Here is a 20,817-nt window from a genome sequence, read left to right as displayed (position 1 = left end):
AATAACAGATATTATGAATAAATTTTACATATACCTATTTATAGCGCTTTCATTTTCAAGTTGTAAAGAGGACAAAAGTAAAACTGATAAAACAGTAATAGATTCAGTAGATGCAGAAACCAATGAAAATGAAGAAACAGATTTTTTTGCTTTAACAATGGATGCTGCGGTAAAAAAAGATGGTGATTTAACATTGTTTTATCTAGAAGAGGGACAAAACAAAATAACAAGAAAAAACTCGGTCAATATACCTGTCATAGGAAATGAAAATTTTCAAACATTAACTTTTAGGATAGATAAAGATATTTTACCAACAAGATTGATTTTTAAATTTGGAAATGCAGAAAAATCTCAAACTATAATTTTTAATGAAATTTTAATCACTTATAATGATAATGAAATTTTAATCACTAAAGAAGATTTTTTCTGGAACTTTAACCCTAATAAGTTTGTGAATTATGATAGAGCAAGCTTTACAGCTATTACAGTTGAGAAAGATGGCGTTTTTGATCCCTTTTTCGTGTCAAGAGAAATCTTAGTGGACAAAATGCATTTAGAGCTTTAATTTCCATGGAATAAACATCTTTTTATGAGACTTAAAATAACAAGTCAAATACAGAAACTTTTAGGTAATTCTGATTTAGAAAAGTTAATAAAAAATTCTGGAAGTGTTTTTTTTAGAAGGATATTGGGTATGGGATTAAGCTTTGTTTGGGTTTTCGCTATTACAAACCTTTTCGGATCTAAAGTATACGGTCTTGTATCTATTAGTCAAGTTTTAATTAGTTTTTTAGGTGTTTTTTTTTGTTTAGGTGTTGATACTGCTTTAATTAAGTTAGGCTCGATGACCAAGCATTATTCTAACGGCATTAGTCATTCTGCTTTTTTAAGAAAATCGATAAACATAATTTTAATTTCATCAGCCCTATGTACAATTACTGTTTTCTTACTTAAAAATAGTTTAACGGTTCATGTATTTAAAAAAGAAGAGTTGTCCAACTACCTAATATGGGTAAGTTTACTGTCTATTTTATTTTTATCTCATAAGGCATTCACAAGTTTTTTAACTGTTGAGGGAAGGTTTAATCGATATGGTAATTTTTACTTTTTATATCCTAATATAGGTGTTCTATTATTCGTTTTACTTTGCTATTATTTTAAATGGCCGCCATATTTTATAATAATTGGATATATTTTATCTTATGGTATTTTTGGTTTAATTCAGCTAGTATCTTTAATTAAAATTCCTTTAAAAAAAGGAATTAGTATAGGCTATAAGGAAATTTTAAAACTCTCTACACCAATGATGATTAGTTCGTCTTTTTTATTTATATCTAGTTGGACCGATGTGCTAATGTTGGGTGCAATGTTGAGTGAAGAAGGGGTTGGTGTTTATAATGTAGCCTTTAAAGTAGGGAGTTTGGTTTTAGTTATTATTGCCGCTGTAAATACTGTATTAGCACCTAAAATTTCCGCTTTTTTTGAAGGTAATAACCTAGATGGTATTAGGAAAGAAGTATATAAGGCAACTAAGATTATTTCGTTTATGAGTTTGCCTTTTGTTATTCTTCTAATTATATTTAGAATACCTATACTTAGAATGTTTGGTGAAGAATTTATTGCAGGAGAAATGGTATTAATAATTATTTCTTTGGGAATGTTATTCAATGCTATGTCTGGTAGTGTGGGGCAAATTTTAAATATGACAAACTACCAGAAGCAATTTCGAAACTTTACAATAATAAGTGCCATAATTAATGTGGTTTTAAATTATTTTTTAATAAATAAATATGGAATAGAAGGAGCTGCAATAGCCAGCCTAGTATCTAATCTAATGATTAATATAATGTGTTTAATTTTTGTGAAACAAAAATTTGATTTTTATGCTTTTTTCAGAATATGATATATGTTGTACAAAAATATAGACAAAAAATATCTAAAAGATTTTATACTATTTATTATAGACTTAAGTTTTTAGGAATTATAAAATTTGAAAACAAAAGCTCTATAGAGAAAAGATTTAGTATAAAGACATTTAATTTTAAAAACTCAAAACTTAAAGTTTATTTAAAGAAGGGATCCTGTATTCAACACGATGTTATAATTCAAGGCTCAGGTAAATTAGAGGTTGGCGAGAATAGTTTTATTGGGTCTTTTTCAACTATTGGGGTAAACTCAAAAATAGTGATAGGTAAGAATGTAATGATAGCTCAAAATGTATCAATAAGAGATACAGACCATAGATTTGACGACCTAACTATACCAATGATTCAACAAGGTATAGTTACGGGCAATGTTATTATAGAAAATAATGTATGGATAGGCTATGGAGCGGTAATTACCAAGGGAGTTACTGTTCGACAGGGCTCAATAATAGCAGCAAATGCTGTTGTAACGAAAGATGTGCCAGAAAATGCTATTATGGGAGGTGTACCAGCTAGAATTTTAAAATACAGGAATGAACAAAATTAATTTTTTGTGTGTAGGTGTCCAAAAAGCCGGCACAACCACATTGCATAATGTTTTAGGACAACACCCTCAATTATGTCTCCCTCAAAAAAAGGAAACACATTTCTTTAGTGATGAAGATATTTATCATAAAGGAACATCTCATTATTTAAAATATTTTGATAATTCTAAGCCTTATGAGTTTTACGGTGAAGTTGACCCAGAATATTCTTATTTCATAGAATCAGCGGAGCGAATATTTAACACGTTTGGACGCATTAAAATTATATTTATACTCAGAAATCCTATAGATAGAGCATATTCCCATTATTTAATGACAAAGAGAAGGGGATTAGAAAATCTTTCATTTGAAGATGCTATGGACAAAGAGAGTGATAGAATAAGCAATAAGAAAGATAAAATGCATTATAGCTATCGCTCTAGAGGGTTTTATTCAGAACAACTTTTAACATATGAAAAATATTTTGGCAGAGAAAATATAAAAGTATTGCTTTTTGAGGAGTTCATTGAGAATACTAAAGATAGTGTAATTGATATTGCTAATTTTATTGGATTGAGTGATTTTGAATATAAGATAGAGAAAGTAAGTAATCCAGCATCTGAACCAAGATTTAAAATATTACAAAAATTCATACACAAAGACAGCATAGTCAAAAAATCTTTAGGAAGTTTAATAGGTTCAAAGGAAACTAAACGTCGTATAGCAGAGTATTTGGAAAGTTTAAATTTAAAAGCTTCGGATAAAAAGAAAATACCCGATCCTACTAGGGAAAATCTATATCTAGCATACTATAAAAAAGAAATAGATAATCTTGAAAGAAAATTTAACTTAAATATTGAAGCTTGGAAAAACTGATAGTTAAAATACCATCAAGAAACAACTATTTAGGGCTGTTCTTGATTCTAATTTTAATTGCTATAAGTCAATTTACTATTGAACTTAACTTTGTGCTTTTAGTTATATTATCTTTTTATTTCTTTTTTAAACATATTAAATTTTACAATAGAATTATTAACATACTATTTCCATTAATTCTAATTTTTTTACTGGCAACAGTTGGCTCTGTTTTCTATTTACCAAATATAATTGATTTTGTAAAGGATTGTGTCCATTTAACAACACCTGTCTTTGCTATTAGTTTTGGGTATTATTTTATAAAAAGTATAGACCATAGTAATAAAGAAACTATTATAAAATGGTTGATGCTTTACTGTTTTTTAGTTTCATTTATACATATTGTTAAAGTATATCTAAATTTAGATGATGATTGGAATACAGCCGGAATTAGGAATATAGGAGGTAAGGGAAGTCCCGAAGAAGCATTTATATATAGTCTTTTTTTAGTTTTTTATAGAAAAAAGAAATTTAAAATGTTTTCTAAAATGTTTACCAACTTATTTATTGTTGTTGTTACGCTATCAATATTATTTTATTTTTCAAGAACAACGATGATTGCTATTGTTCTATTTTTAATTTCATTTAATAGAGTTACCCAAGTAACAAAAAAACAAGCAATATATTTTTTAGGCATTTTATTTTTTATTTTAGGGTTTATGGTATCTCTTCAATTTATGGATATAAAAAGAGATTCTAAGGGAGTAGAGTCATTTTTATATAAACTTAAAATTGCCCCTCAAGAGATTTTTAATGCTGATATTGATATAAATGACCATACACAATTATGGGATAAATGGAGAGCCTATGAAGTAAAAAAGGCAGTTGAAACTATGGCTGAAGAAGATAGCTACGTTCCTTTTTTTATAGGGATGGGTGCCGGTTCTTTAGTAGATTTAGATTTTGTAGCTCCACTGAATAGAGAAGGAATGCAATATATTCCACATATTCATAATGGTTATGGATATATTTTTTTTAAGACAGGGTCAATAGGAGTTGTGGTATTGCTATTATGGATTTTATATATATATACATATATTTACAAGAAACCGCTAAATGCTGAACAAAATATATATTATGTAAGTGTTTCGGGTATTGGATTATATCTGCTTTTTTCTACACTTGTAATTAACGGTATTTATAATTTCAGACCAATAATGCCAGTAATCTTAGGTATGATGTTGGCAATGACCTCTTCATTTAGTAAGGAGTCTCAAATGAAAAGAATAGAATGAAAATAGGAATTTTAGGAACAAGAGGCATACCCAACTATCATGGAGGTTTTGAGCAATTTGCCGATTTCTTTGCAGTATATGCTAAAGAAAGAGAACATGATGTATATGTCTACAACTCTCATCTTCATCCATATAAAAAGGATAATTATAAAGGAGTACATATTATTCATGCTTACGATCCAGAGTCTAAGATAGGTACAGCTGGCCAATTTATTTATGATTTCAATTGTATAAGAGACTCACGAAAAAGAGATTATGACATTATTTTACAGCTAGGCTATACAAGTAGCTCTATTTGGGGTTGGCTATTACCTTCAAAACCTACTATTATTACAAACATGGATGGTTTAGAGTGGAAAAGAAGCAAATACTCAAAAAAGGTACAAAAGTTTTTATTATATGCAGAAAAACTCGCCATTAAAACAAGTGATTACTTAATTTCAGACTCTATAGGAATTCAATCATATATTAAAAAGAAATATAATAAGAACTCAGAGTATATTGCTTATGGGGCAAATGTTTTTATACCAAACGAAGAATCCAGTTTCACATACGAGGATTTAGCAACCAATGAATACTTCTTACTTATCGCAAGAATGGAGCCCGAAAACAATATTGAAATGATTTTAGACGGCTATGTAAAGAGTAATTCAGAATATCCATTTTGTGTAATTGGAAATGTGGAATCCACATCCTTTGGAAATTATTTAAAAAAGAAATTTAGCAAATATAAGGGCATACGATTTTTGGGTGCAATATATGATTTAGAAACTTTAGACAACTTAAGGTTCAACTCAAGGTTATATTTTCACGGACACTCTGTCGGTGGGACTAACCCTTCATTATTGGAGGCAATGGGTTCTCATTCTCTCATTGCAGCTCATCACAATGATTTTAACTATGCTATACTTGAAGACGATGCTTTTTATTTTAAGTCAGCCGATGATGTATCAGAGCTCATTAAAAATGAAAACAAAAAGGGTAGGCTTGATTTAATTAAAAGGAATAGTGATAAAATTGAAACAAAATTTAGCTGGGAATATATAAATGAAAGCTATTTAAAGTTTTTTAATACCTGTTTTAATGAGAAGAACAAATGACATATGGGAAACAATATTTAGTTACCTAACATTAGTTCTATTGTGTTCTATTCTGCTAGGCTATTTTTTTAGTAGTCTTGCATTTGGAATTTGGTTTGCTTTCTCCATTATATGGATTCTTAAGATAAAACAATTTCATATTCAAAAAGCAATTATTCCATTTTTGTGTTTTAGTCTGTTCTCTATTATTTCAGTGATTTGGTCTGTAGATAAATCGCAAACAATACATGGTATAGGTAGGCAAGCCCCATTATTTCTTTTTGCTATTTCAGGTATTTTTTTGCCAAAAATATCTCTTCTAGAAGTTAGAAAAATATTCAATCGGTTTTCAGTTTTTGTGTGTTGCTTAGCAACGATCTTAATTATACTAGCTGTTTTAAGATATTATAAATACGAGTTTGAAGAATTTTTGTATTATCATGAATTAGTATCTCCTTTAGAATTAAACGCAATATATGTGTCTTATGTGGTTTCGTTTTGTTTTTTATACACGCTTCAGGATAATGTGGGTAAAGTAATTCTTAAGACGATAAAGTTTGTTGTTCTAGGTTTTTTTTTAGTTCTACTCTCTTCTAAAATGATACTAACCATAACAGTTTTTATATCAGCCATAATGGTATTTTTTAAAATTAAAAGAAATTTACATAGACTGATTTTACTTGGTTTTATTTTTATAACCTCAGTATTAATTTTAGTTTTTGCAAACCCAATAAAAAATAGATTTGTTTCAGAGTTTAATACGTCTTATACAGAGATTTTAAATGAAGAAAAGTTTGAAAAAGGTAGAGTCTATACAGGTATAGAGGCGAGATTATTGCAGGTAAGAGTTTTTAATGAAATAATAAACTCACCAAAGAATTATTTATTGGGAGTTGGTCTAGATGCTTCAAAAAAAGAAATTAGGAAAGTACATCAAAGATTAAATACTCCTATAAGGTTTCATACTTATAATTTTCATAATCAATATTTACAGATTTTTGCAGAACTTGGTATTGTTGGACTACTAATCTTTATTATAAGTCTTATACTGGCTTTAAAAAGAGCTTTTAAAATCAAATACTTGTTACCCTTTATAATTATAAGTATGTCATTATTTATAACCGAGTCGGTTATATGGAGACAAAGAGGCATACTCTTCTTTGGTACACTTTATATTTTACTTTTTACATTAGATAACCAAAATGAAAGCAAAGAACAACTTAGATAAATACAGATATTATTTCTCTAAACGAATAGAGATTTTTTTTCCACAGCCTTAAAAAGTCACAGATTAAAGGAAGAAAGCAAGGACCTAAAGTAGTCTTAAATTCTTTACCTAAATTTGGTACACATCTTTTAGAAAGCCTCTTTTTACAGTTGCCATTTATGAGACATTGTGGAAAAAAAACACTTAGGTTAGAGACTCAAAACCCTATTGAACCAAAAGTTAAGGTATTATCTTCAATTAAGAACGGACAGTTCCTGCTTAGCCACATGCAATATCATGAAAAGGCTTTAAAAACTATAAATACTAACAATACTAAAATCATCCACTTAGTAAGAGATCCAAGAGATGTACTATTATCTCACTTAAATTATATAGAGAAAATGGATACAACCTAAAATCTCATAGATTCACTGTGTCTTATGGCTCAAGGTTTGAAAAACTAAAAGCAATGATTGAAGGAAAAAAGGATGTGCTAGAGTCATTCTCAGAAGTTTTAGATAAATTTTTACCTTGGGCACAGTCTGATGATGTTTTGTGTGTAAAATTTGAACATTTAATTGGTCCAAACGGAGGGGGAGATAAGCATAAACAGGAAGAGGCTGTAAAAAGTATTTGTAATCATATATCTATTGAGTTAAACCAGGGCCAATTGGAAGACATCTGTAATAAAATTTATTCTGTTAAAAGCTCTACGTTTAATAAGGGGAAAATTGGTAATTGAAGGAGCACTTTGAGTGAAGAAGAGAAGAAATGGTTAAATGAAACTATTAGAAGTCAAATAACTAGTTATGGTTATAAATGGTTTATAAGTTAATCTAGGTTTTTATTGGTGTTTAAGTATTGTAATTTTTTAGGATCAGAAAAAACACTATACGGTTTAAGCATAGTTGGAAGCAAAATGGAAAAACAATGAATCTTCAATAATTTCCTTTTATTTTTTTTACAAGTTCATTAGTACTTAAACATAAACTGGCAATTACTTTACTGATACCTTTAAAGTGCTTCGCTATATAAATACGATACCCTTTCACAAGTAAGTTGTTTTTTGCACCATTAAAGCCAACAAAATGTATGTATTCTACAGAGGGTACAAACATTCTTTTATAACCTCGTTTTGCTGCTTCTTTATTATAGTCAACATCTTCAACATACATAAAAAAAGATTCGTCAAGACCACCTATATCGTCCCATAATTTTTTTGGAGTTACTAAAAAAGAACCTGATAACCAACCAACCTCTATAGGGTGATTACTTAAAAAATTTCCTGAAGCAAACACTTTGTTAATTATTGAAAACCATTTAAAATATAATAAATGATATGGCTTGGGTAATAAACCGGTAGAAATAGTATAATCCTTATTTCCGTTTAACATCTTTATACCTAAAACCCCTATTTTAGAATCTCTATCCATTAAACCTATAATAGATTTTAAAGGATTAAGTAAAATAGTATCATTATTTAATAATAACAGATAGTCTCCTTTTGCGTGTTTAGCGGCAGCATTATTTCCACCTGCAAACCCTAAATTATCATCAGAAGCAAAAAGCTTAATTTTATCACTATAATTTTTTTGTAAAAACTCTATAGAATTATCTTTCGAAGCATTATCCCAAATTATAATTTCATATAAAAAATCACAGCACTGCTTTTCAATGGAGTCTAAACAGTCAGCTAAATATTTTTCGCCGTTATAGTTAACAATTATTATAGATAGTTTCATTAATTGTTATATTGTTTTTAAAATGTTTAAAATTTGATTAGAGGCTTTTTCCCAGCTAAATTCAGATGATCTTTGTTTTCCTTTTTCAATAAGTTTGTTCCTAAGACTACTGTCAGCTAATAAAAGATTAATTTGAGCAGCAATCTCACTTGGCTTATCTGGGTCAATATAAAGTGCAGAATCTCTACACACTTCAGGTAAAGAAGTTTTATTAGAAACAACAACAGGCGTCCCATAATGCATTGCCTCTAACGGTGGTAAGCCAAATCCTTCAGCAAAAGACGGGAAACAAAAAATCAAGGCATTTTTATAGAAAAACTCAATATCTTCAAATTCAATATAGCCAACTTTAAAGACTCTGTCTTTTACCTTTAGACTTTCAGTTAATTGATCTAAATCCGATGTTTTATGATCAGATTTGCCAACAATAACAAGGGAAACTTCTTCTGAGATCAGAGGTAATGCCTTAATAAGATTTTGAATATTTTTTCTTACATTCAATCTTCCTAAGTAGAGTATAAATTTATTGGGTAAATCATATTTCTTAAAGATGTTTACTTGGTTTAAGGACTGCTTTTTATTTGCTAAACCCAAACCATGATATACTACGCTAATGTTTTCATCTTTACAGAACCCGTGCTTCAGCATTCTTTCTTTTTCTGAATAGGATATAGTAATGACATGGTCTGCTCGCTTAGAGAGGTATTTCATTGGATAAAAGTAAATTCTCTCTTTTAAAGAGAAGAATTCTGGGAAATCCATAAATAACGCATCATGAACGTAATTTACAATTTTTTTTGCGCCAAATAGAGGAGCGTAATTTTGATACATACATACATCTAAGTTGTATTTAGATGTATAAAATGGCATAATAAAAGTGTTTGTTACAGCATTTAAAAGGTTTGGTATGTATACTAGGTGTATGTTCGGTTGATCAATAGGGAATTTTAAATGACGGTCGTTTTTGCTTAAAAATATATAAAAGTCTACAGTAGGGTCTTGTTTAACAATATGATTAACAATATTTTCTACAACGACTTTACCGCTTGGGTGCCCATTAAAATACCATTTGGCATCTATCCCTATTCTCATTTGTTTAGCACATAATTTGGTGGCTAAATTACTAAAGTTTAATTTTAGAACACTAAAGGATATCAATTTATAATAAGCCCAATTTTATTAAATGAAACTTCAACATTACTTATTTGTAATATTTTTCTTCACTTTATTTGCGTTTAGTTCATGTGTTGAAAACTGTCTAGATCATGAATCAATGTTTAGAATAAGATTAGAGTTAGAAAGCTCAAAAAGTGGGTTATTGACAGTTAAATATAATTCTAAAAGCGGAAAAAACTTAGTTGCTAAATCTGAGATAGTTAATACCGAAGGTTCTCAATTTGTAGAGTTTTGTTTAGAGGAAGAGCCATTAGATTTTAAAGTTTATATCACTGAAAGTGTTGAGAAAGTTGATTTAAAGGTTATGAGCTTATTGTTAGAAAACAGAAACAGGCAAATGTTTGTTGAGCAAGAAATGTTTTATTTGTACTTCATAAATAGTAAGGATGTTCAGTATAATAAGAAAACAAACACCTATATTTTTAATCCTCATAAAGTTGATGAAGAAAATTCATATTTAGGTTTAAGGGAAAGTTTGAAAAAAAGGCTAGTAAAGAGATTACAGCTTTAGTTCTAAGAGCAGGAATAGTACAAATATTGATTATCTAAATTCGGGTATCTTTTTTATTTTTATCATATTTGCTGATTAAAAAACAATTACATTTTTAACAAAGGTTAGTAATTTGAGTTTATTTAAACACGGTAGATATTCAGGGTATTTAAGACCTATTTCCTATTTAATAGATTTAGCTATTATAAATGGTGTTGCATTATTATACCTTTTAAAAAGTGAAGACTTATTTGTTTTTATTACTTTCATTACTATAGGCTGGATTCTACTTTCTATTTATTCTAATTTTTATGAAGTATACAGATACACAAGACCAGTTAATATATTGTCTTTAATTGTTAGACAATTAATTCTTTTTACCCTTTTTGTTTTCGCTTTTTCTGGCTTATACCATGAGTTACACATATACCCAAGGCCTATAGTTAAATACACAATAATCTGTTTCTTTATAATAGGTGTTTTAAAATTTACCATTTATTACTTATTGCAGAAATATAGAGTCTCCTTTGGAGGTAATTACAGATCTACAGTAATCTTTGGTTTAAACAAGAAAACATTAGCACTAGAAAATTTCTTTAACAAAAATCCAGAGTATGGCTATTTGCATAAAAAAACATACAGTTTTAAAAATAAACAACAATCTTTGAGCGAGTGTTTTGAGTATGTTATTAATGAAAATATAGATGAAATATATTGCTCTATATCTGAGTTAACAAACTCTCAAATAGCAGACATTGTAGATTTTGCTGATAATAATCTTAAAATATTAAAGTTTATTCCAGACAGTAAAGAAATTTACTCTAAAAAACTCAGATATGAGTATTACGATTATATTCCGGTCTTAACACTTCGTAATATACCTTTAGAAGATTCTGCGAATACAATTATTAAGCGCACTTTCGACATTCTGTTCTCTGTCATGGTCATAGTTTTTATTTTATCATGGCTGACACCAATCTTAGCTATATTTATCAAATTAGAATCAAAAGGCCCTGTGTTTTTTAAGCAATCTAGAAATGGATTCAATTTTAGGGAATTCGATTGTTATAAGTTTAGATCTATGACGCCTAATAAAACAGCGCATTTGCACCAAGCAACCAGAGGTGATCAGCGTGTAACTAAAGTCGGTAGGTTTATAAGAAAAACAAGTATAGATGAACTCCCTCAGTTTTTCAATGTGTTATTTGGAGATATGTCTGTTGTTGGCCCTAGACCACATATGGTAAGCCATACAAATATGTACGCTAAGAAGATTGATAAGTTTATGGTAAGACATTTTGTTAAGCCAGGAATTACAGGTCTTGCACAGATAAGTGGATTTAGAGGAGAGGTAGAAACAGATAAGGATATTATAGGACGAGTTAAATACGATATATTTTACATAGAAAACTGGTCTATATTGCTAGATGTAAAAATTATTGCGCAAACCTTTGTCAACGCTATAAGGGGAGAAGATAAAGCCTATTAAAGTCGTTTTTTTAATAGTTTTAGTTGAGCTTCAAAATCAAAATTTTCATAAGCTGTTTGTTGAATCTTTTGTTTTAGAGCAACATTCAATTTTTCTTTTTCTATAGATTTTATTGTTGAATTAAGATGAGAATAATCACCTGCTTTAGCAACCCATCCTAAGTTATTCTCATTAATTACATCTTCACCCTCACCTCCTCCAAAATAAAGCATAGGTAAGCCTAATTTAGCGTATTCAAATATTTTTGAAGGTACAGAGCCATAGATTCTATTTAATAGCGGAATAATCACGATATCGTACTTTTTAAGCTCGTTATGAAGTTTGGCTCTATCAACCCTTCCATAAAAGTGTATCGGTAGGTCTTTATTGTTTTCAATAAATGCTTTTATATCGTTTTCTTCAGCGCCAGAACCGTAGATGTGTAGTTCTATAGCACTATAGTCAAGCTCTCGACAGAGTTTTAAAATACCTTGTGCAACACCCAAAAGACCAGCATATACAATCTGTAGGGTGCCATTATTCAAAGGTGTTTCAGTAATGTCTTGTCGGTTGATGTTAGGATAGTTTCTATAAAGAAACAATTGCGGTTTTGAGGTAATTTTACCGACATGAGTTAAGATCTCATTACTCTGTCCTAAGATTAAATCAGCAGATTTGTAATTAAAACGTTCTAGCTTTTGCAACAATTTATAGCTTAAACCTTGCTTTAATGCGCCAAGTTCAAAACCAGCACTAGGCCAAAGGTCACTAACATTTAAGATGAGTTTTCGTTTTTTAGACCTTAAAAAAAGCATGCAAGTAAAAGCAACCAAAAGTGGTGGAGATTGAACAATTACCTTATCAGGAATTTTATGCCACATAAAAAACCAAACCAAACTCATGCTGTAAGATAGCATAGCAAACAACCTAACAAATTTGTTTTTAGATTTGCTAGCATATAGCCAAAGCCTAACAATATTAATATCGTTTTCCTGAGACTTTACTCTGAATTTACCCTTGTAAGCATCAAAAATTTTACCAGTAGGATAATTTGGTAAAGGAGTAACAACAGTAACGTTGTAATCAGATTGTAAGCCTTCAGCTAAATGAAAAATACGGTTAGAAGCCGCACCAATTTCTGGTGGAAAATAACTCGTTATTATCATTATATTCTCCATAGGCTTAATTTATGAACGATGTAAACTGTTTTAGTTTCCCGGATTTTGAACGATCTAGTTTTGCAACACGATCAAAAGTAATAGAAATTTCTGGCTCTAAATATTGAATCATTGCCTTACTAATCGTTTCTTTTTCATCATTAGAGAGCGCATTTTTGCTTACATATTTTATTTTAAAAGCATCCAACTCTGATTGTTCTATTATAAATTCAGATACATTACCATCATTTTCAATAACACTTTTTGTAATGTAATAGAAGGTTAGTCCAGCAGCTTTTTTCCCGCTTGGTAAGCGAGCAATATCGTTAGTACGACCTATTAATTTTTTTAGAATAGGCTTTTGTAAGGTGCTTTGTTCACTTAAAATCCCAATATCTCCAATATCATATCGAATAAAAGGATGCGCTTTGTTGTAAAGTGAGGTAATTACAATTCGTCCTTCTTGTCCATAGGGCAGTATATTGTCGTTGTCATCTAAAATTTCAACATACAGCGTTTCGCTATTAACCTGCCATTGATCTTCTGTATTCTGAAAAGCAATGAGGTCTAATTCAGATGCTCCATATTCGTTTACAATCGGCACTCCAAATTGTGTTTCTAATAGTGTTTTGTCATTATCAAAAAGCATTTCAGAAGTAACGATGCAGACTTTTAAAGTAGGGCAAATAGATTTTAAAACAATCTTTTTTCTTTTAAGAAATTTGGCGAATTGCACTATTGGACTTGTATAACCATTGATATAGTCAAAAGGCGTAGACTGAAACTTCGCTAATACGCTTTCAAAAGCATTATCGCTTAAATCAAAAACCGAAAACCGATAACGATTACTAAACCAATCCTTTAATCGTTCTTTATAATAGCCTTTTTTATCTAAAGGAATTCCATAAAACCGAGCTTGTTTAGATGTGTTAAAGTCAATGCCAAACCACCCAAAGCGATTCATTATTTCTGCCCAAGTAAGTGCATGGCACCATTTGTCTTTCGCAAAAATAAAAGGATCTCCAGAGCTGCCAGAGGTTTTGTTTACATACACAGAATTTGCAGTGTAACCTTTGCTTAAGCGTTGCTCTAAGGGCTGTTGTAAATGACGCTTGGTCATAACAGGTATAGAGTTCCAACTAGCAACATCTGCCGATTTTACAAATGATTTATAGAAGACATTATTTTCTAAATGAAAATCTAAAATGTCTTGCCGTTTACTGTTTAAATAAGCAATAAATGCCTCTTCATTAAGCGCAGTAATGTCTTTCAAAGCAGATTTTGCCTTGTTAATATCAAAGCCATTAAGTTTTAAAGAAAAATCGAATAATTGCAAGATGAATAAAGGCCAAAAGGTTTCTGTAAATTAATTGTTTTTTCATCGTAAAACCAATTATTTTTGCGCAAACAAAACACAATCATGAATATTTTAGTCTTAGGATCTGGCGGAAGAGAACATACATTTGCATGGAAAATTGCACAAAGCAACCAATGCACTAACCTTTATGTTGCACCAGGAAACTCAGGTACAAGCGCAATAGCAACTAACTTAGACCTTTCGGTTACCGATTTTAAAGCCATTAAAGATGCTGTAATAGCTAATGATATAGAATTGGTTGTCGTTGGTCCAGAAGATCCATTAGTACAAGGTGTGCACGACTTTTTTCTGGAAGATGAAGCGTTAAAAAATGTTGCAGTAATTGGCCCTCAAAAGGCTGCTGCTGAGCTAGAAGGTTCTAAGGAGTTTGCAAAAGAGTTTATGTCGCGTCATAATATTCCAACTGCAGCATATCAGAGTTTTACCAAAGACAATGTAGAAGAAGGACACAAGTTTCTAGAAACTCTAAACGCACCATATGTTTTAAAAGCGGACGGTTTAGCGGCCGGAAAAGGGGTTTTAATTCTTAATGACTTAGACGAAGCAAAGGCAGAATTAAGCAATATGCTTGTAAATGCTAAGTTTGGTAATGCAAGTGCTAAAGTTGTTATAGAAGAGTTTTTAGACGGTATTGAGTTGAGTTGTTTTGTACTTACAGATGGAAAGGATTACAAAATACTTCCAACAGCTAAAGATTATAAAAGAATTGGAGAAGGTGATACTGGCTTAAATACAGGTGGAATGGGAGCTGTGTCTCCGGTACCATTTGCAACAGACGATTTTTTAAGTAAAATTGAAAATCAAATCGTTAAGCCAACAGTTGAAGGTTTACAAAAAGACAACTTACCATATGTAGGTTTCATTTTCATAGGATTGATTAAAGTTGGAGACGATCCAAAAGTTATTGAGTATAACGTAAGAATGGGAGATCCTGAAACCGAAGTTGTTTTACCTAGATTAAAAACCGATTTGGTAACTATTTTTAAGGCTATGGCAAAAGGTACCTTAGCAGACGTTGCTATAGATATAGATGAGCGTGCTGCAACAACAATAATGTTGGTATCTGGAGGTTATCCTGAAGCTTATGAAAAAGGTAAAGAAATTACCGGACTAGAAAAGGTTGAAGACTCTATCGTATTTCATGCAGGAGCAAAAGATACAGATGGTAAGGTGGTAACTTCTGGTGGTCGTGTTATGGCTGTAACGTCGTATGGAGACACGTACCAAGAAGCCATAAAAAAATCTTATCAAAATATAGAAAATCTACATTTTGATAAGATGTATTATCGAAAAGATATTGGTTTTGACCTATAGGTAAGAGTGCGAAGAAATACTCTTATCTTCTTCGTTGTTAGCGTTGTATTTAGCTAATTGCTTCATCCAATAAACAAAGGCAACAAAACCAATAGCCATAAAAAACCATGACATGGTGTTAGCTGCAAACCAAGAAGAAAGCTCTAGCTCTCTTAAATAATCTAATGGTGCAAATAATACATTGACAAATAAATCTTGTATTGCGTAAAAGAAATCCTTCATAACTTTATAAATTTACTCGGCTAGCGAGAATTAAATTATATTTATACTCACATCCAATTTAGCTTCACTAATTAGACGAAAGGTTCAATTGGATAGCAAAAATACAAAAACAGTAAATGATTACAAGCATTTTTAGTAAATCTAAGCCTATAAACTTTATAATGGTTGCTGGTTTTGTTATTGTCCTTTTTGTAGTTTCTAATTTTAACCAGCTATTTGCAGATGTAACTACAGCTTTAAAGACTTCTATAAAGCTGGTAGTAGCTGTCTTTTTTGTTTTTCTTTTAGACTTTATCATTTCAAAAAATAATCTTACCAAAAAGAATGGTTATGCAATAATGACATTTGGATTATTGTTTGGATTGTTTCCAGAAGCCTTAAGATATTCAGATTTACTCTTTGCTAATTTATTTGTGCTTTTTGCATTGAGACGCCTTATTAGTTTGCAAACGAACCTTCATACAAAGAAAAAGTTTTTCGATGCTGGTTTTTGGGTTATGATGGCTACGTTATTTCACTTTTGGTCTGTTTTGTTTTTTGCCGTTGTAATTGTAGCATTAATCTACCATTCAAAAAACAATTTAAAGAATGTTATTATTCCTTTTGTTGGTGTTGCCACTGTAATCTTACTACTTGTCGCTTACAATATCATTGTTCATGATACTTACATAAAGCCTACTAATTTTAGTCGTTATGCAAGTGTAGATTATTCGGTGTACAATAGCGTAGCATTTATTATAAAGTTCACAGTTTTGTTTGCATCATTTCTGTGGACGCTTATCTACTTTTTTAGAAGCATACCAGACAAAAACAAGAAGTTAAAACCGTCTTTTTTTCTCATAGCATGGTCTTCTGTTATAGCCATCTTAATAGCAATAATAGCACCAGTAAAAAACGGAAGTGAGTTCATTTTTCTGTTTGCGCCATTTTCTATAATTATGGCAAATTATATCGAAGTAGTTTCAGAAAAATGGTTTAAAGAAGTTTTTATTTCTCTGTTAATATTAGCGCCTATTATAAGTTTAATGCTGTAATTTATTGCCAAAAGCTAAATCACCAGCATCTCCCAAACCAGGTACAATGTAGCCTTTTTCGTTTAGCGTATCATCAATATCTGCAATCCACAGGTGCGCATTTGCATTAAAATGCTTAGCAACAAAATCAACTCCTTTTTGAGCACCAATAACACTAACCAAGTGTACATCTTTTGGTGTTCCAAAAGGTTTAAGAGCTTCGTAAGTTGCTACCATAGATTGTCCAGAGGCAAGCATTGGGTCTGCAAGGATTAAGGTTTTACCTTCCAGACTTGGGCAGGCTAAATATTCAACAATAATTTCAAAACTTTCAGGATTATTTTTGTGATGTCTATAAGCTGAAATAAAAGCATTTTCAGCAGCATCAAAATAGTTTAACAAGCCATTATGCAAAGGCACACCAGCTCTTAGGATAGAGCATAGCACAATATCATTTTTGTACAAACTTGTACTGTGATTTCCGAGAGGTGTTTCTGTTTTGTGTGCTTCAAAATGAAGCGATTTGCTCAGTTCATAACCTAAAACTTCACCAATGCGTTCAATATTTCGTCTAAAGCGCATTCGGTCATTTTGAATGTTCACATCTCTAATTTCAGACATAAAAGTATTTAAAATTGAAGGGCTTTCAGAAAGGTTATGAATTTGCATAATGAAGTGTTTTTCTTGAATGGCTAAGTTAATAATTCAAAGTATATTTGCATATTCAAACTAAATAATTCGATATGTTTTCAGATAAAGCAAACAGTATATTTCAAGATGTTATTAAAACCTATAAAGTTTTAAATACCGTAGACCAACCTTTCACAAATAAGTATGATAAAAACGAAGATGTAATTGCTCATTTATTATACAGAAAATGTTGGATAGATACTGTACAATGGGCTTACGAAGATATTATTAGAGACCCAAATATCGATCCTGTTGCAGCATTAAAACTAAAACGTATGATTGATGCTTCTAACCAAGACAGAACTGATACAGTTGAATATATCGATAGCTACTTCCTAGATAAATACAAAGATGTTGCTGTAAAAGCAGACGCTAAGATTAACTCTGAAAGTCCTGCTTGGGCTATAGACAGACTTTCTATTTTGGCATTAAAAATCTACCACATGCATTTAGAAACTGTGAGAGAAGATGCTACCGAAGATCATAAAGCGGCTTGCCAAAAGAAATTAGACGTTTTACTAGAACAACGTAAAGACCTTAGCACAGCGATTGACGATTTGCTAAACGATATTGCTAACGGAGATAAGTACATGAAAGTTTACAAACAGATGAAAATGTACAACGACGATGAGCTTAACCCTGTTTTAAGAGGACAAAAATAAATTGTCATCCTGAACTTGTTTCAGGATCTCTATTCTGAAATAAATGTCATCAGCCACTCACATACTCGTCATAAGATTTTCGGCAATGGGAGACGTTGCAATGACAGTGCCTGTGTTGCGTGCATTAACCTTACAACATCCGCAAGTAAAAGTAACGGTTGTTACCAGAGCGTTTTTTAAACCTTTTTTTGAAGGTATTCCAAATGTTGAGGTATATGTCGCAGATTTAAAAGGTAAACACAAGGGTGTTTTAGGGCTTTATAAGTTATCAAAAGAACTTAGAACGTTAGGGTTTGATGTCGTTGCAGATTTGCACAACGTTTTACGAAGTAAAATTTTGAAGCTGTTTTTCTTCGGAAGAAAAGTAATCCAGATTGATAAAGGCAGAGCAGAGAAGAAGGCTTTAGTTTCTGGTGAAGTAGTAAAACAACTAAAAACTACACATCAACGCTATGCTGATGTTTTTAAGACTTTGGGCTTTCCAGTTGATTTATCTCAGCCAAAATATCCAAAAGCAAAGCCTTTATCCAAAGCAGTTTTAGATTTAGGTATTACCAGCAATGAAATTTTAGTTGGTATTGCTCCATTTGCAGCTTACGAAAGTAAAATGTATCCGCTTGAAAACATGGAGGCGGTTATTTCAGAATTGTCCAAAGATTATAAGGTTATCTTATTTGGAGGAGGCGAGAAGGAGATCGAAGTTCTCAATGCTTTTGAAGCCAAATACAACAATGTTATCTCCGTTGCAGGAAAACTAGATTTTAAAGATGAATTGGCACTAATTTCAAATTTAGAATTGATGCTTGCCATGGATTCTGGCAATGGTCATTTAGCAGCAATGTTTGGTGTAAAAGTGATTACGATTTGGGGAGTTACTCATCCTTTTGCTGGTTTTGTGCCTTTTCATCAACCTGAAGATTTTCAACTTACAGCAGATAGAAGTCAATACCCAAAAATCCCAACATCTATTTACGGTAACAACTATCCTGAAGGCTACGAAAACGCAGCAGGAAGCATTGTTGTAGCAACTGTTGTCTCAAAGGTAAAGACAACAATTCCTGCAAAGGCAGGAATCTAATAGTCTAATAAGTCTAAAAATCTAAGTATCTAGATTATACATCATCATAATCCACAACAATAGTTGCAGATGTAGGATGCGCCTGGCAAGTAAGAATTAAGCCTTCTGCCACTTCATTGTCTGTTAAAATATTGTTTTGTCTCATCTTAGCATCACCTTCGGTAACTCTTGCTATACAGCTGCTACAAATACCACCTTGACAAGAGTAAGGAGCGTCTAGATCTTGTTTTATTGCGGCTTCAAGGATGGTTTGCTCTTTAGACATTTCAAACTCAAAGTCTTCATCATCTAACAATACCTTTATTTTGGTATTACCAGACAAATCTTCAGTAACAGATTCATTTTCTGTAGCAACAGGAGCTGAAAACAATTCAAAGAAAATGGCTTTTTCTTTAATGCCGTTTTCAACTAAAGTATCTTTTATAGTATGAATCATAGCTTCTGGTCCACACAAATAAAATGCTTCGATGGTAACACCTTGGTACTTATTTTTAACAATAAGATTAACTGTGCTTTTTTCTATTCGACCTAAAAGAGCACCTTCTTCGCGAGATTGGCTATAAATAAAATGGGCATGAAAACGGTTGCCATACTTGGCTTGCATCTCTACTAAATCGGCAAAAAACATTGTGTCTTTAGAAGACTTGTTGCCGTAAACCAATATAAAATTACTAAAAGGTTCTTCTTCTAAAAGTGTTTTGGCAATGCTTAGAATAGGAGTAATACCACTACCAGCAGCAAAAGCAGCAACTGTTCTTGTTTTAACCTCGTTAGGCTCAAAAACAAAACGACCATTTGGTGGTGCTACTTCAATACTATCACCTGCCTTTAAGGTGTTGTTTGCATATACAGAAAAAGTACCGTTTTCAACCGCTTTTACAGCAACAGTAAGATCTCCGCTATTTTTAGAAGCACAAATTGAGTAGTCTCTTCTAACGGCTTCACCATTAATATCAGTTTTTAGGGTAATGTATTGACCTGCTTTAAAAGAAAAAGTGTCTTTTAAGTCCGCAGGAATATCAAAAGTTATAGCTACCGATTGCTCAGTAACGTTTTCAATAGATTTTATAGTAAGGTTATGAAATTGTGCCATTGCAAAAAAATTTTAGCAAAAATAAGGAAGGATGGTTGTTTTAGAGCTGTTTTTAAGATTAAAATAATACCTAAGAAACTTATACATAAGAAAATTATGTATATTTGACTTACTATGAGCAATTCAAAATTATATAAAGGCAGTTTAAATACCATCATTTTAAAGTTATTAAACGAGAATGATAAGATGTATGGCTACGAGATTACCCAAAAAGTAAAAGAGCTAACCAAGGGAGAGCTTAAAATTACAGAAGGCGCACTCTATCCTGCATTGCACAAATTAGAAGCGCAAGGCTTGCTAGATGTTGAGGTAGCAAAGGTAGATAACCGACTTAGAAAGTATTATAAGTTAACTGAAAACGGTACTAAAGAAACTGCAAACAAGCTCGAAGAATTAGCAGAATATATAAAAACCATGCAAACTTTGGTAAATCCTAAATTGGCTTAAGA

At 31.2% G+C, this 20,817-nt stretch carries 23 protein-coding genes; 16 read left to right on the top strand and 7 right to left on the bottom strand.

Features of this window, described 5'->3' with window-relative positions; genetic code table 11:
* Window positions 1-13: 13 nt before the first annotated feature.
* The 9 genes from P7122_RS04900 to P7122_RS04860 all read left to right on the top strand — a co-directional run bounded on the left by P7122_RS04900 (window position 14) and on the right by P7122_RS04860 (window position 7,627).
* Window positions 14-565 carry a hypothetical protein gene (locus P7122_RS04900; RefSeq protein WP_278004661.1) on the top strand — a complete coding sequence of 184 codons (552 nt, stop codon included), beginning with the start codon at window positions 14-16 and terminating at the stop codon, window positions 563-565.
* 24 nt (window positions 566-589) lie between these two features.
* Entirely contained in the window at window positions 590-1,903 is a 1,314-nt protein-coding gene (locus tag P7122_RS04895; protein ID WP_278004660.1) for a flippase, read from the top strand.
* On the top strand, window positions 1,900-2,472 hold the full coding sequence (locus P7122_RS04890; protein ID WP_278004659.1) for an acyltransferase: 573 nt from the start codon (window positions 1,900-1,902) through the stop codon (window positions 2,470-2,472). Before P7122_RS04895 ends, P7122_RS04890 begins: the two co-directional genes overlap by 4 nt.
* Window positions 2,459-3,325 (top strand): sulfotransferase family protein, encoded by an 867-nt coding sequence (locus P7122_RS04885; protein ID WP_278004658.1) that lies wholly within the window; start codon window positions 2,459-2,461, stop codon window positions 3,323-3,325. Before P7122_RS04890 ends, P7122_RS04885 begins: the two co-directional genes overlap by 14 nt.
* Window positions 3,313-4,599: an O-antigen ligase family protein gene (locus tag P7122_RS04880; protein WP_278004657.1), complete on the top strand. Its 1,287-nt coding sequence runs from the start codon at window positions 3,313-3,315 to the stop codon at window positions 4,597-4,599. The genes P7122_RS04885 and P7122_RS04880 overlap by 13 nt, the downstream gene beginning before the upstream one ends.
* Entirely contained in the window at window positions 4,596-5,699 is a 1,104-nt protein-coding gene (locus P7122_RS04875) for a DUF1972 domain-containing protein (RefSeq protein ID WP_278004656.1), read from the top strand. The genes P7122_RS04880 and P7122_RS04875 overlap by 4 nt, the downstream gene beginning before the upstream one ends.
* Window positions 5,683-6,906, top strand: coding sequence for an O-antigen ligase family protein (locus P7122_RS04870; protein ID WP_278004655.1), 1,224 nt, complete (start codon window positions 5,683-5,685; stop codon window positions 6,904-6,906). Before P7122_RS04875 ends, P7122_RS04870 begins: the two co-directional genes overlap by 17 nt.
* A gap of 62 nt (window positions 6,907-6,968) precedes the next feature.
* Complete coding sequence (locus P7122_RS04865) at window positions 6,969-7,301, top strand: sulfotransferase domain-containing protein (protein WP_278004785.1); 333 nt, start codon at window positions 6,969-6,971, stop codon at window positions 7,299-7,301.
* A gap of 53 nt (window positions 7,302-7,354) precedes the next feature.
* Window positions 7,355-7,627, top strand: a complete 273-nt coding sequence (locus P7122_RS04860) for a hypothetical protein (RefSeq protein WP_278004654.1) — start codon at window positions 7,355-7,357, stop codon at window positions 7,625-7,627.
* A gap of 196 nt (window positions 7,628-7,823) precedes the next feature.
* Here the strand turns inward: P7122_RS04860 and P7122_RS04855 are convergent, their stop codons facing one another.
* Window positions 7,824-8,627: a glycosyltransferase family 2 protein gene (locus tag P7122_RS04855; protein ID WP_278004653.1), complete on the bottom strand. Its 804-nt coding sequence runs from the start codon at window positions 8,625-8,627 to the stop codon at window positions 7,824-7,826.
* A gap of 6 nt (window positions 8,628-8,633) precedes the next feature.
* A complete protein-coding gene (locus P7122_RS04850; RefSeq protein ID WP_278004652.1) occupies window positions 8,634-9,719 on the bottom strand; it encodes a glycosyltransferase family 4 protein in 1,086 nt (361 codons plus the stop codon).
* 91 nt (window positions 9,720-9,810) lie between these two features.
* On the opposite strand from P7122_RS04850, the gene P7122_RS04845 reads away from it, so the two are divergent.
* Window positions 9,811-10,314, top strand: coding sequence for a hypothetical protein (locus P7122_RS04845; protein ID WP_278004651.1), 504 nt, complete (start codon window positions 9,811-9,813; stop codon window positions 10,312-10,314).
* A gap of 112 nt (window positions 10,315-10,426) precedes the next feature.
* Window positions 10,427-11,782: an exopolysaccharide biosynthesis polyprenyl glycosylphosphotransferase gene (locus tag P7122_RS04840; protein WP_278004650.1), complete on the top strand. Its 1,356-nt coding sequence runs from the start codon at window positions 10,427-10,429 to the stop codon at window positions 11,780-11,782.
* On the opposite strand, the gene P7122_RS04835 is transcribed toward P7122_RS04840, so the two are convergent.
* Window positions 11,779-12,939, bottom strand: a complete 1,161-nt coding sequence (locus tag P7122_RS04835) for a glycosyltransferase family 4 protein (protein ID WP_278004649.1) — start codon at window positions 12,937-12,939, stop codon at window positions 11,779-11,781. The two genes, P7122_RS04840 and P7122_RS04835, sit on opposite strands and share 4 nt — an antisense overlap.
* Window positions 12,940-12,943: 4 nt before the next feature.
* Window positions 12,944-14,254: a phenylacetate--CoA ligase family protein gene (locus P7122_RS04830; RefSeq protein WP_278004648.1), complete on the bottom strand. Its 1,311-nt coding sequence runs from the start codon at window positions 14,252-14,254 to the stop codon at window positions 12,944-12,946.
* An 84-nt stretch (window positions 14,255-14,338) separates the two neighbouring features.
* Here P7122_RS04830 and purD point away from each other — a divergent pair, with 84 nt between their 5' ends.
* Window positions 14,339-15,610 carry a phosphoribosylamine--glycine ligase gene (purD, locus tag P7122_RS04825; RefSeq protein ID WP_278004647.1) on the top strand — a complete coding sequence of 424 codons (1,272 nt, stop codon included), beginning with the start codon at window positions 14,339-14,341 and terminating at the stop codon, window positions 15,608-15,610.
* Here purD and P7122_RS04820 read toward each other — a convergent pair.
* Complete coding sequence (locus tag P7122_RS04820; RefSeq protein WP_278004646.1) at window positions 15,605-15,832, bottom strand: DUF6341 family protein; 228 nt, start codon at window positions 15,830-15,832, stop codon at window positions 15,605-15,607. The genes purD and P7122_RS04820 overlap by 6 nt on opposite strands.
* A 116-nt stretch (window positions 15,833-15,948) precedes the next feature.
* Between P7122_RS04820 and P7122_RS04815 the strand changes: the two genes are divergently transcribed.
* Entirely contained in the window at window positions 15,949-16,866 is a 918-nt protein-coding gene (locus tag P7122_RS04815) for a DUF6427 family protein (protein ID WP_278004645.1), read from the top strand.
* Here the strand turns inward: P7122_RS04815 and upp are convergent.
* The gene (upp, locus tag P7122_RS04810; protein WP_278004644.1) at window positions 16,855-17,514 is read right to left on the bottom strand and encodes a uracil phosphoribosyltransferase; all 660 of its coding nucleotides are present in this window, start codon (window positions 17,512-17,514) and stop codon (window positions 16,855-16,857) included. The two genes, P7122_RS04815 and upp, sit on opposite strands and share 12 nt — an antisense overlap.
* 74 nt (window positions 17,515-17,588) lie before the next feature.
* On the opposite strand from upp, the gene P7122_RS04805 reads away from it, so the two are divergent.
* Window positions 17,589-18,197: a DUF4254 domain-containing protein gene (locus P7122_RS04805; protein ID WP_278004643.1), complete on the top strand. Its 609-nt coding sequence runs from the start codon at window positions 17,589-17,591 to the stop codon at window positions 18,195-18,197.
* A gap of 43 nt (window positions 18,198-18,240) precedes the next feature.
* Complete coding sequence (locus P7122_RS04800) at window positions 18,241-19,275, top strand: glycosyltransferase family 9 protein (RefSeq protein WP_278004642.1); 1,035 nt, start codon at window positions 18,241-18,243, stop codon at window positions 19,273-19,275.
* A 34-nt stretch (window positions 19,276-19,309) separates the two neighbouring features.
* On the opposite strand, the gene P7122_RS04795 is transcribed toward P7122_RS04800, so the two are convergent.
* Window positions 19,310-20,368: a ferredoxin--NADP reductase gene (locus P7122_RS04795; RefSeq protein ID WP_278004641.1), complete on the bottom strand. Its 1,059-nt coding sequence runs from the start codon at window positions 20,366-20,368 to the stop codon at window positions 19,310-19,312.
* Between the two features lie 114 nt (window positions 20,369-20,482).
* On the opposite strand from P7122_RS04795, the gene P7122_RS04790 reads away from it, so the two are divergent.
* Window positions 20,483-20,815, top strand: coding sequence for a PadR family transcriptional regulator (locus P7122_RS04790; RefSeq protein ID WP_278004640.1), 333 nt, complete (start codon window positions 20,483-20,485; stop codon window positions 20,813-20,815).
* The last annotated feature ends 2 nt before the right edge of the window (window positions 20,816-20,817 follow it).

Source organism: Winogradskyella marincola, from assembly GCF_029624125.1.
GTDB lineage: Bacteria > Bacteroidota > Bacteroidia > Flavobacteriales > Flavobacteriaceae > Winogradskyella > Winogradskyella marincola.
Note: the sequence above shows the minus strand (reverse complement) of the source record. Positions and strands in the feature narration are given on the sequence as shown.

Excerpts from the sequence above, each read along its gene's own strand:
- P7122_RS04900 (WP_278004661.1), top strand. The coding sequence starts at position 14 with ATGAATAAATTTTACATATACCTATTTATAGCGCTTTCATTTTCAAGT.
- P7122_RS04895 (WP_278004660.1), top strand. The coding sequence starts at position 590 with ATGAGACTTAAAATAACAAGTCAAATACAGAAACTTTTAGGTAATTCT.
- P7122_RS04890 (WP_278004659.1), top strand. The coding sequence starts at position 1,900 with ATGATATATGTTGTACAAAAATATAGACAAAAAATATCTAAAAGATTT.
- P7122_RS04885 (WP_278004658.1), top strand. The coding sequence starts at position 2,459 with ATGAACAAAATTAATTTTTTGTGTGTAGGTGTCCAAAAAGCCGGCACA.
- P7122_RS04875 (WP_278004656.1), top strand. The coding sequence starts at position 4,596 with ATGAAAATAGGAATTTTAGGAACAAGAGGCATACCCAACTATCATGGA.
- P7122_RS04870 (WP_278004655.1), top strand. The coding sequence starts at position 5,683 with ATGAGAAGAACAAATGACATATGGGAAACAATATTTAGTTACCTAACA.
- P7122_RS04860 (WP_278004654.1), top strand. The coding sequence starts at position 7,355 with ATGATTGAAGGAAAAAAGGATGTGCTAGAGTCATTCTCAGAAGTTTTA.
- P7122_RS04855 (WP_278004653.1), bottom strand. The coding sequence starts at position 8,627 with ATGAAACTATCTATAATAATTGTTAACTATAACGGCGAAAAATATTTA.
- P7122_RS04850 (WP_278004652.1), bottom strand. The coding sequence starts at position 9,719 with ATGAGAATAGGGATAGATGCCAAATGGTATTTTAATGGGCACCCAAGC.
- P7122_RS04845 (WP_278004651.1), top strand. The coding sequence starts at position 9,811 with ATGAAACTTCAACATTACTTATTTGTAATATTTTTCTTCACTTTATTT.
- P7122_RS04835 (WP_278004649.1), bottom strand. The coding sequence starts at position 12,939 with ATGGAGAATATAATGATAATAACGAGTTATTTTCCACCAGAAATTGGT.
- purD (WP_278004647.1), top strand. The coding sequence starts at position 14,339 with ATGAATATTTTAGTCTTAGGATCTGGCGGAAGAGAACATACATTTGCA.
- P7122_RS04820 (WP_278004646.1), bottom strand. The coding sequence starts at position 15,832 with ATGAAGGATTTCTTTTACGCAATACAAGATTTATTTGTCAATGTATTA.
- P7122_RS04815 (WP_278004645.1), top strand. The coding sequence starts at position 15,949 with ATGATTACAAGCATTTTTAGTAAATCTAAGCCTATAAACTTTATAATG.
- upp (WP_278004644.1), bottom strand. The coding sequence starts at position 17,514 with ATGCAAATTCATAACCTTTCTGAAAGCCCTTCAATTTTAAATACTTTT.
- P7122_RS04805 (WP_278004643.1), top strand. The coding sequence starts at position 17,589 with ATGTTTTCAGATAAAGCAAACAGTATATTTCAAGATGTTATTAAAACC.
- P7122_RS04800 (WP_278004642.1), top strand. The coding sequence starts at position 18,241 with ATGTCATCAGCCACTCACATACTCGTCATAAGATTTTCGGCAATGGGA.
- P7122_RS04795 (WP_278004641.1), bottom strand. The coding sequence starts at position 20,368 with ATGGCACAATTTCATAACCTTACTATAAAATCTATTGAAAACGTTACT.
- P7122_RS04790 (WP_278004640.1), top strand. The coding sequence starts at position 20,483 with ATGAGCAATTCAAAATTATATAAAGGCAGTTTAAATACCATCATTTTA.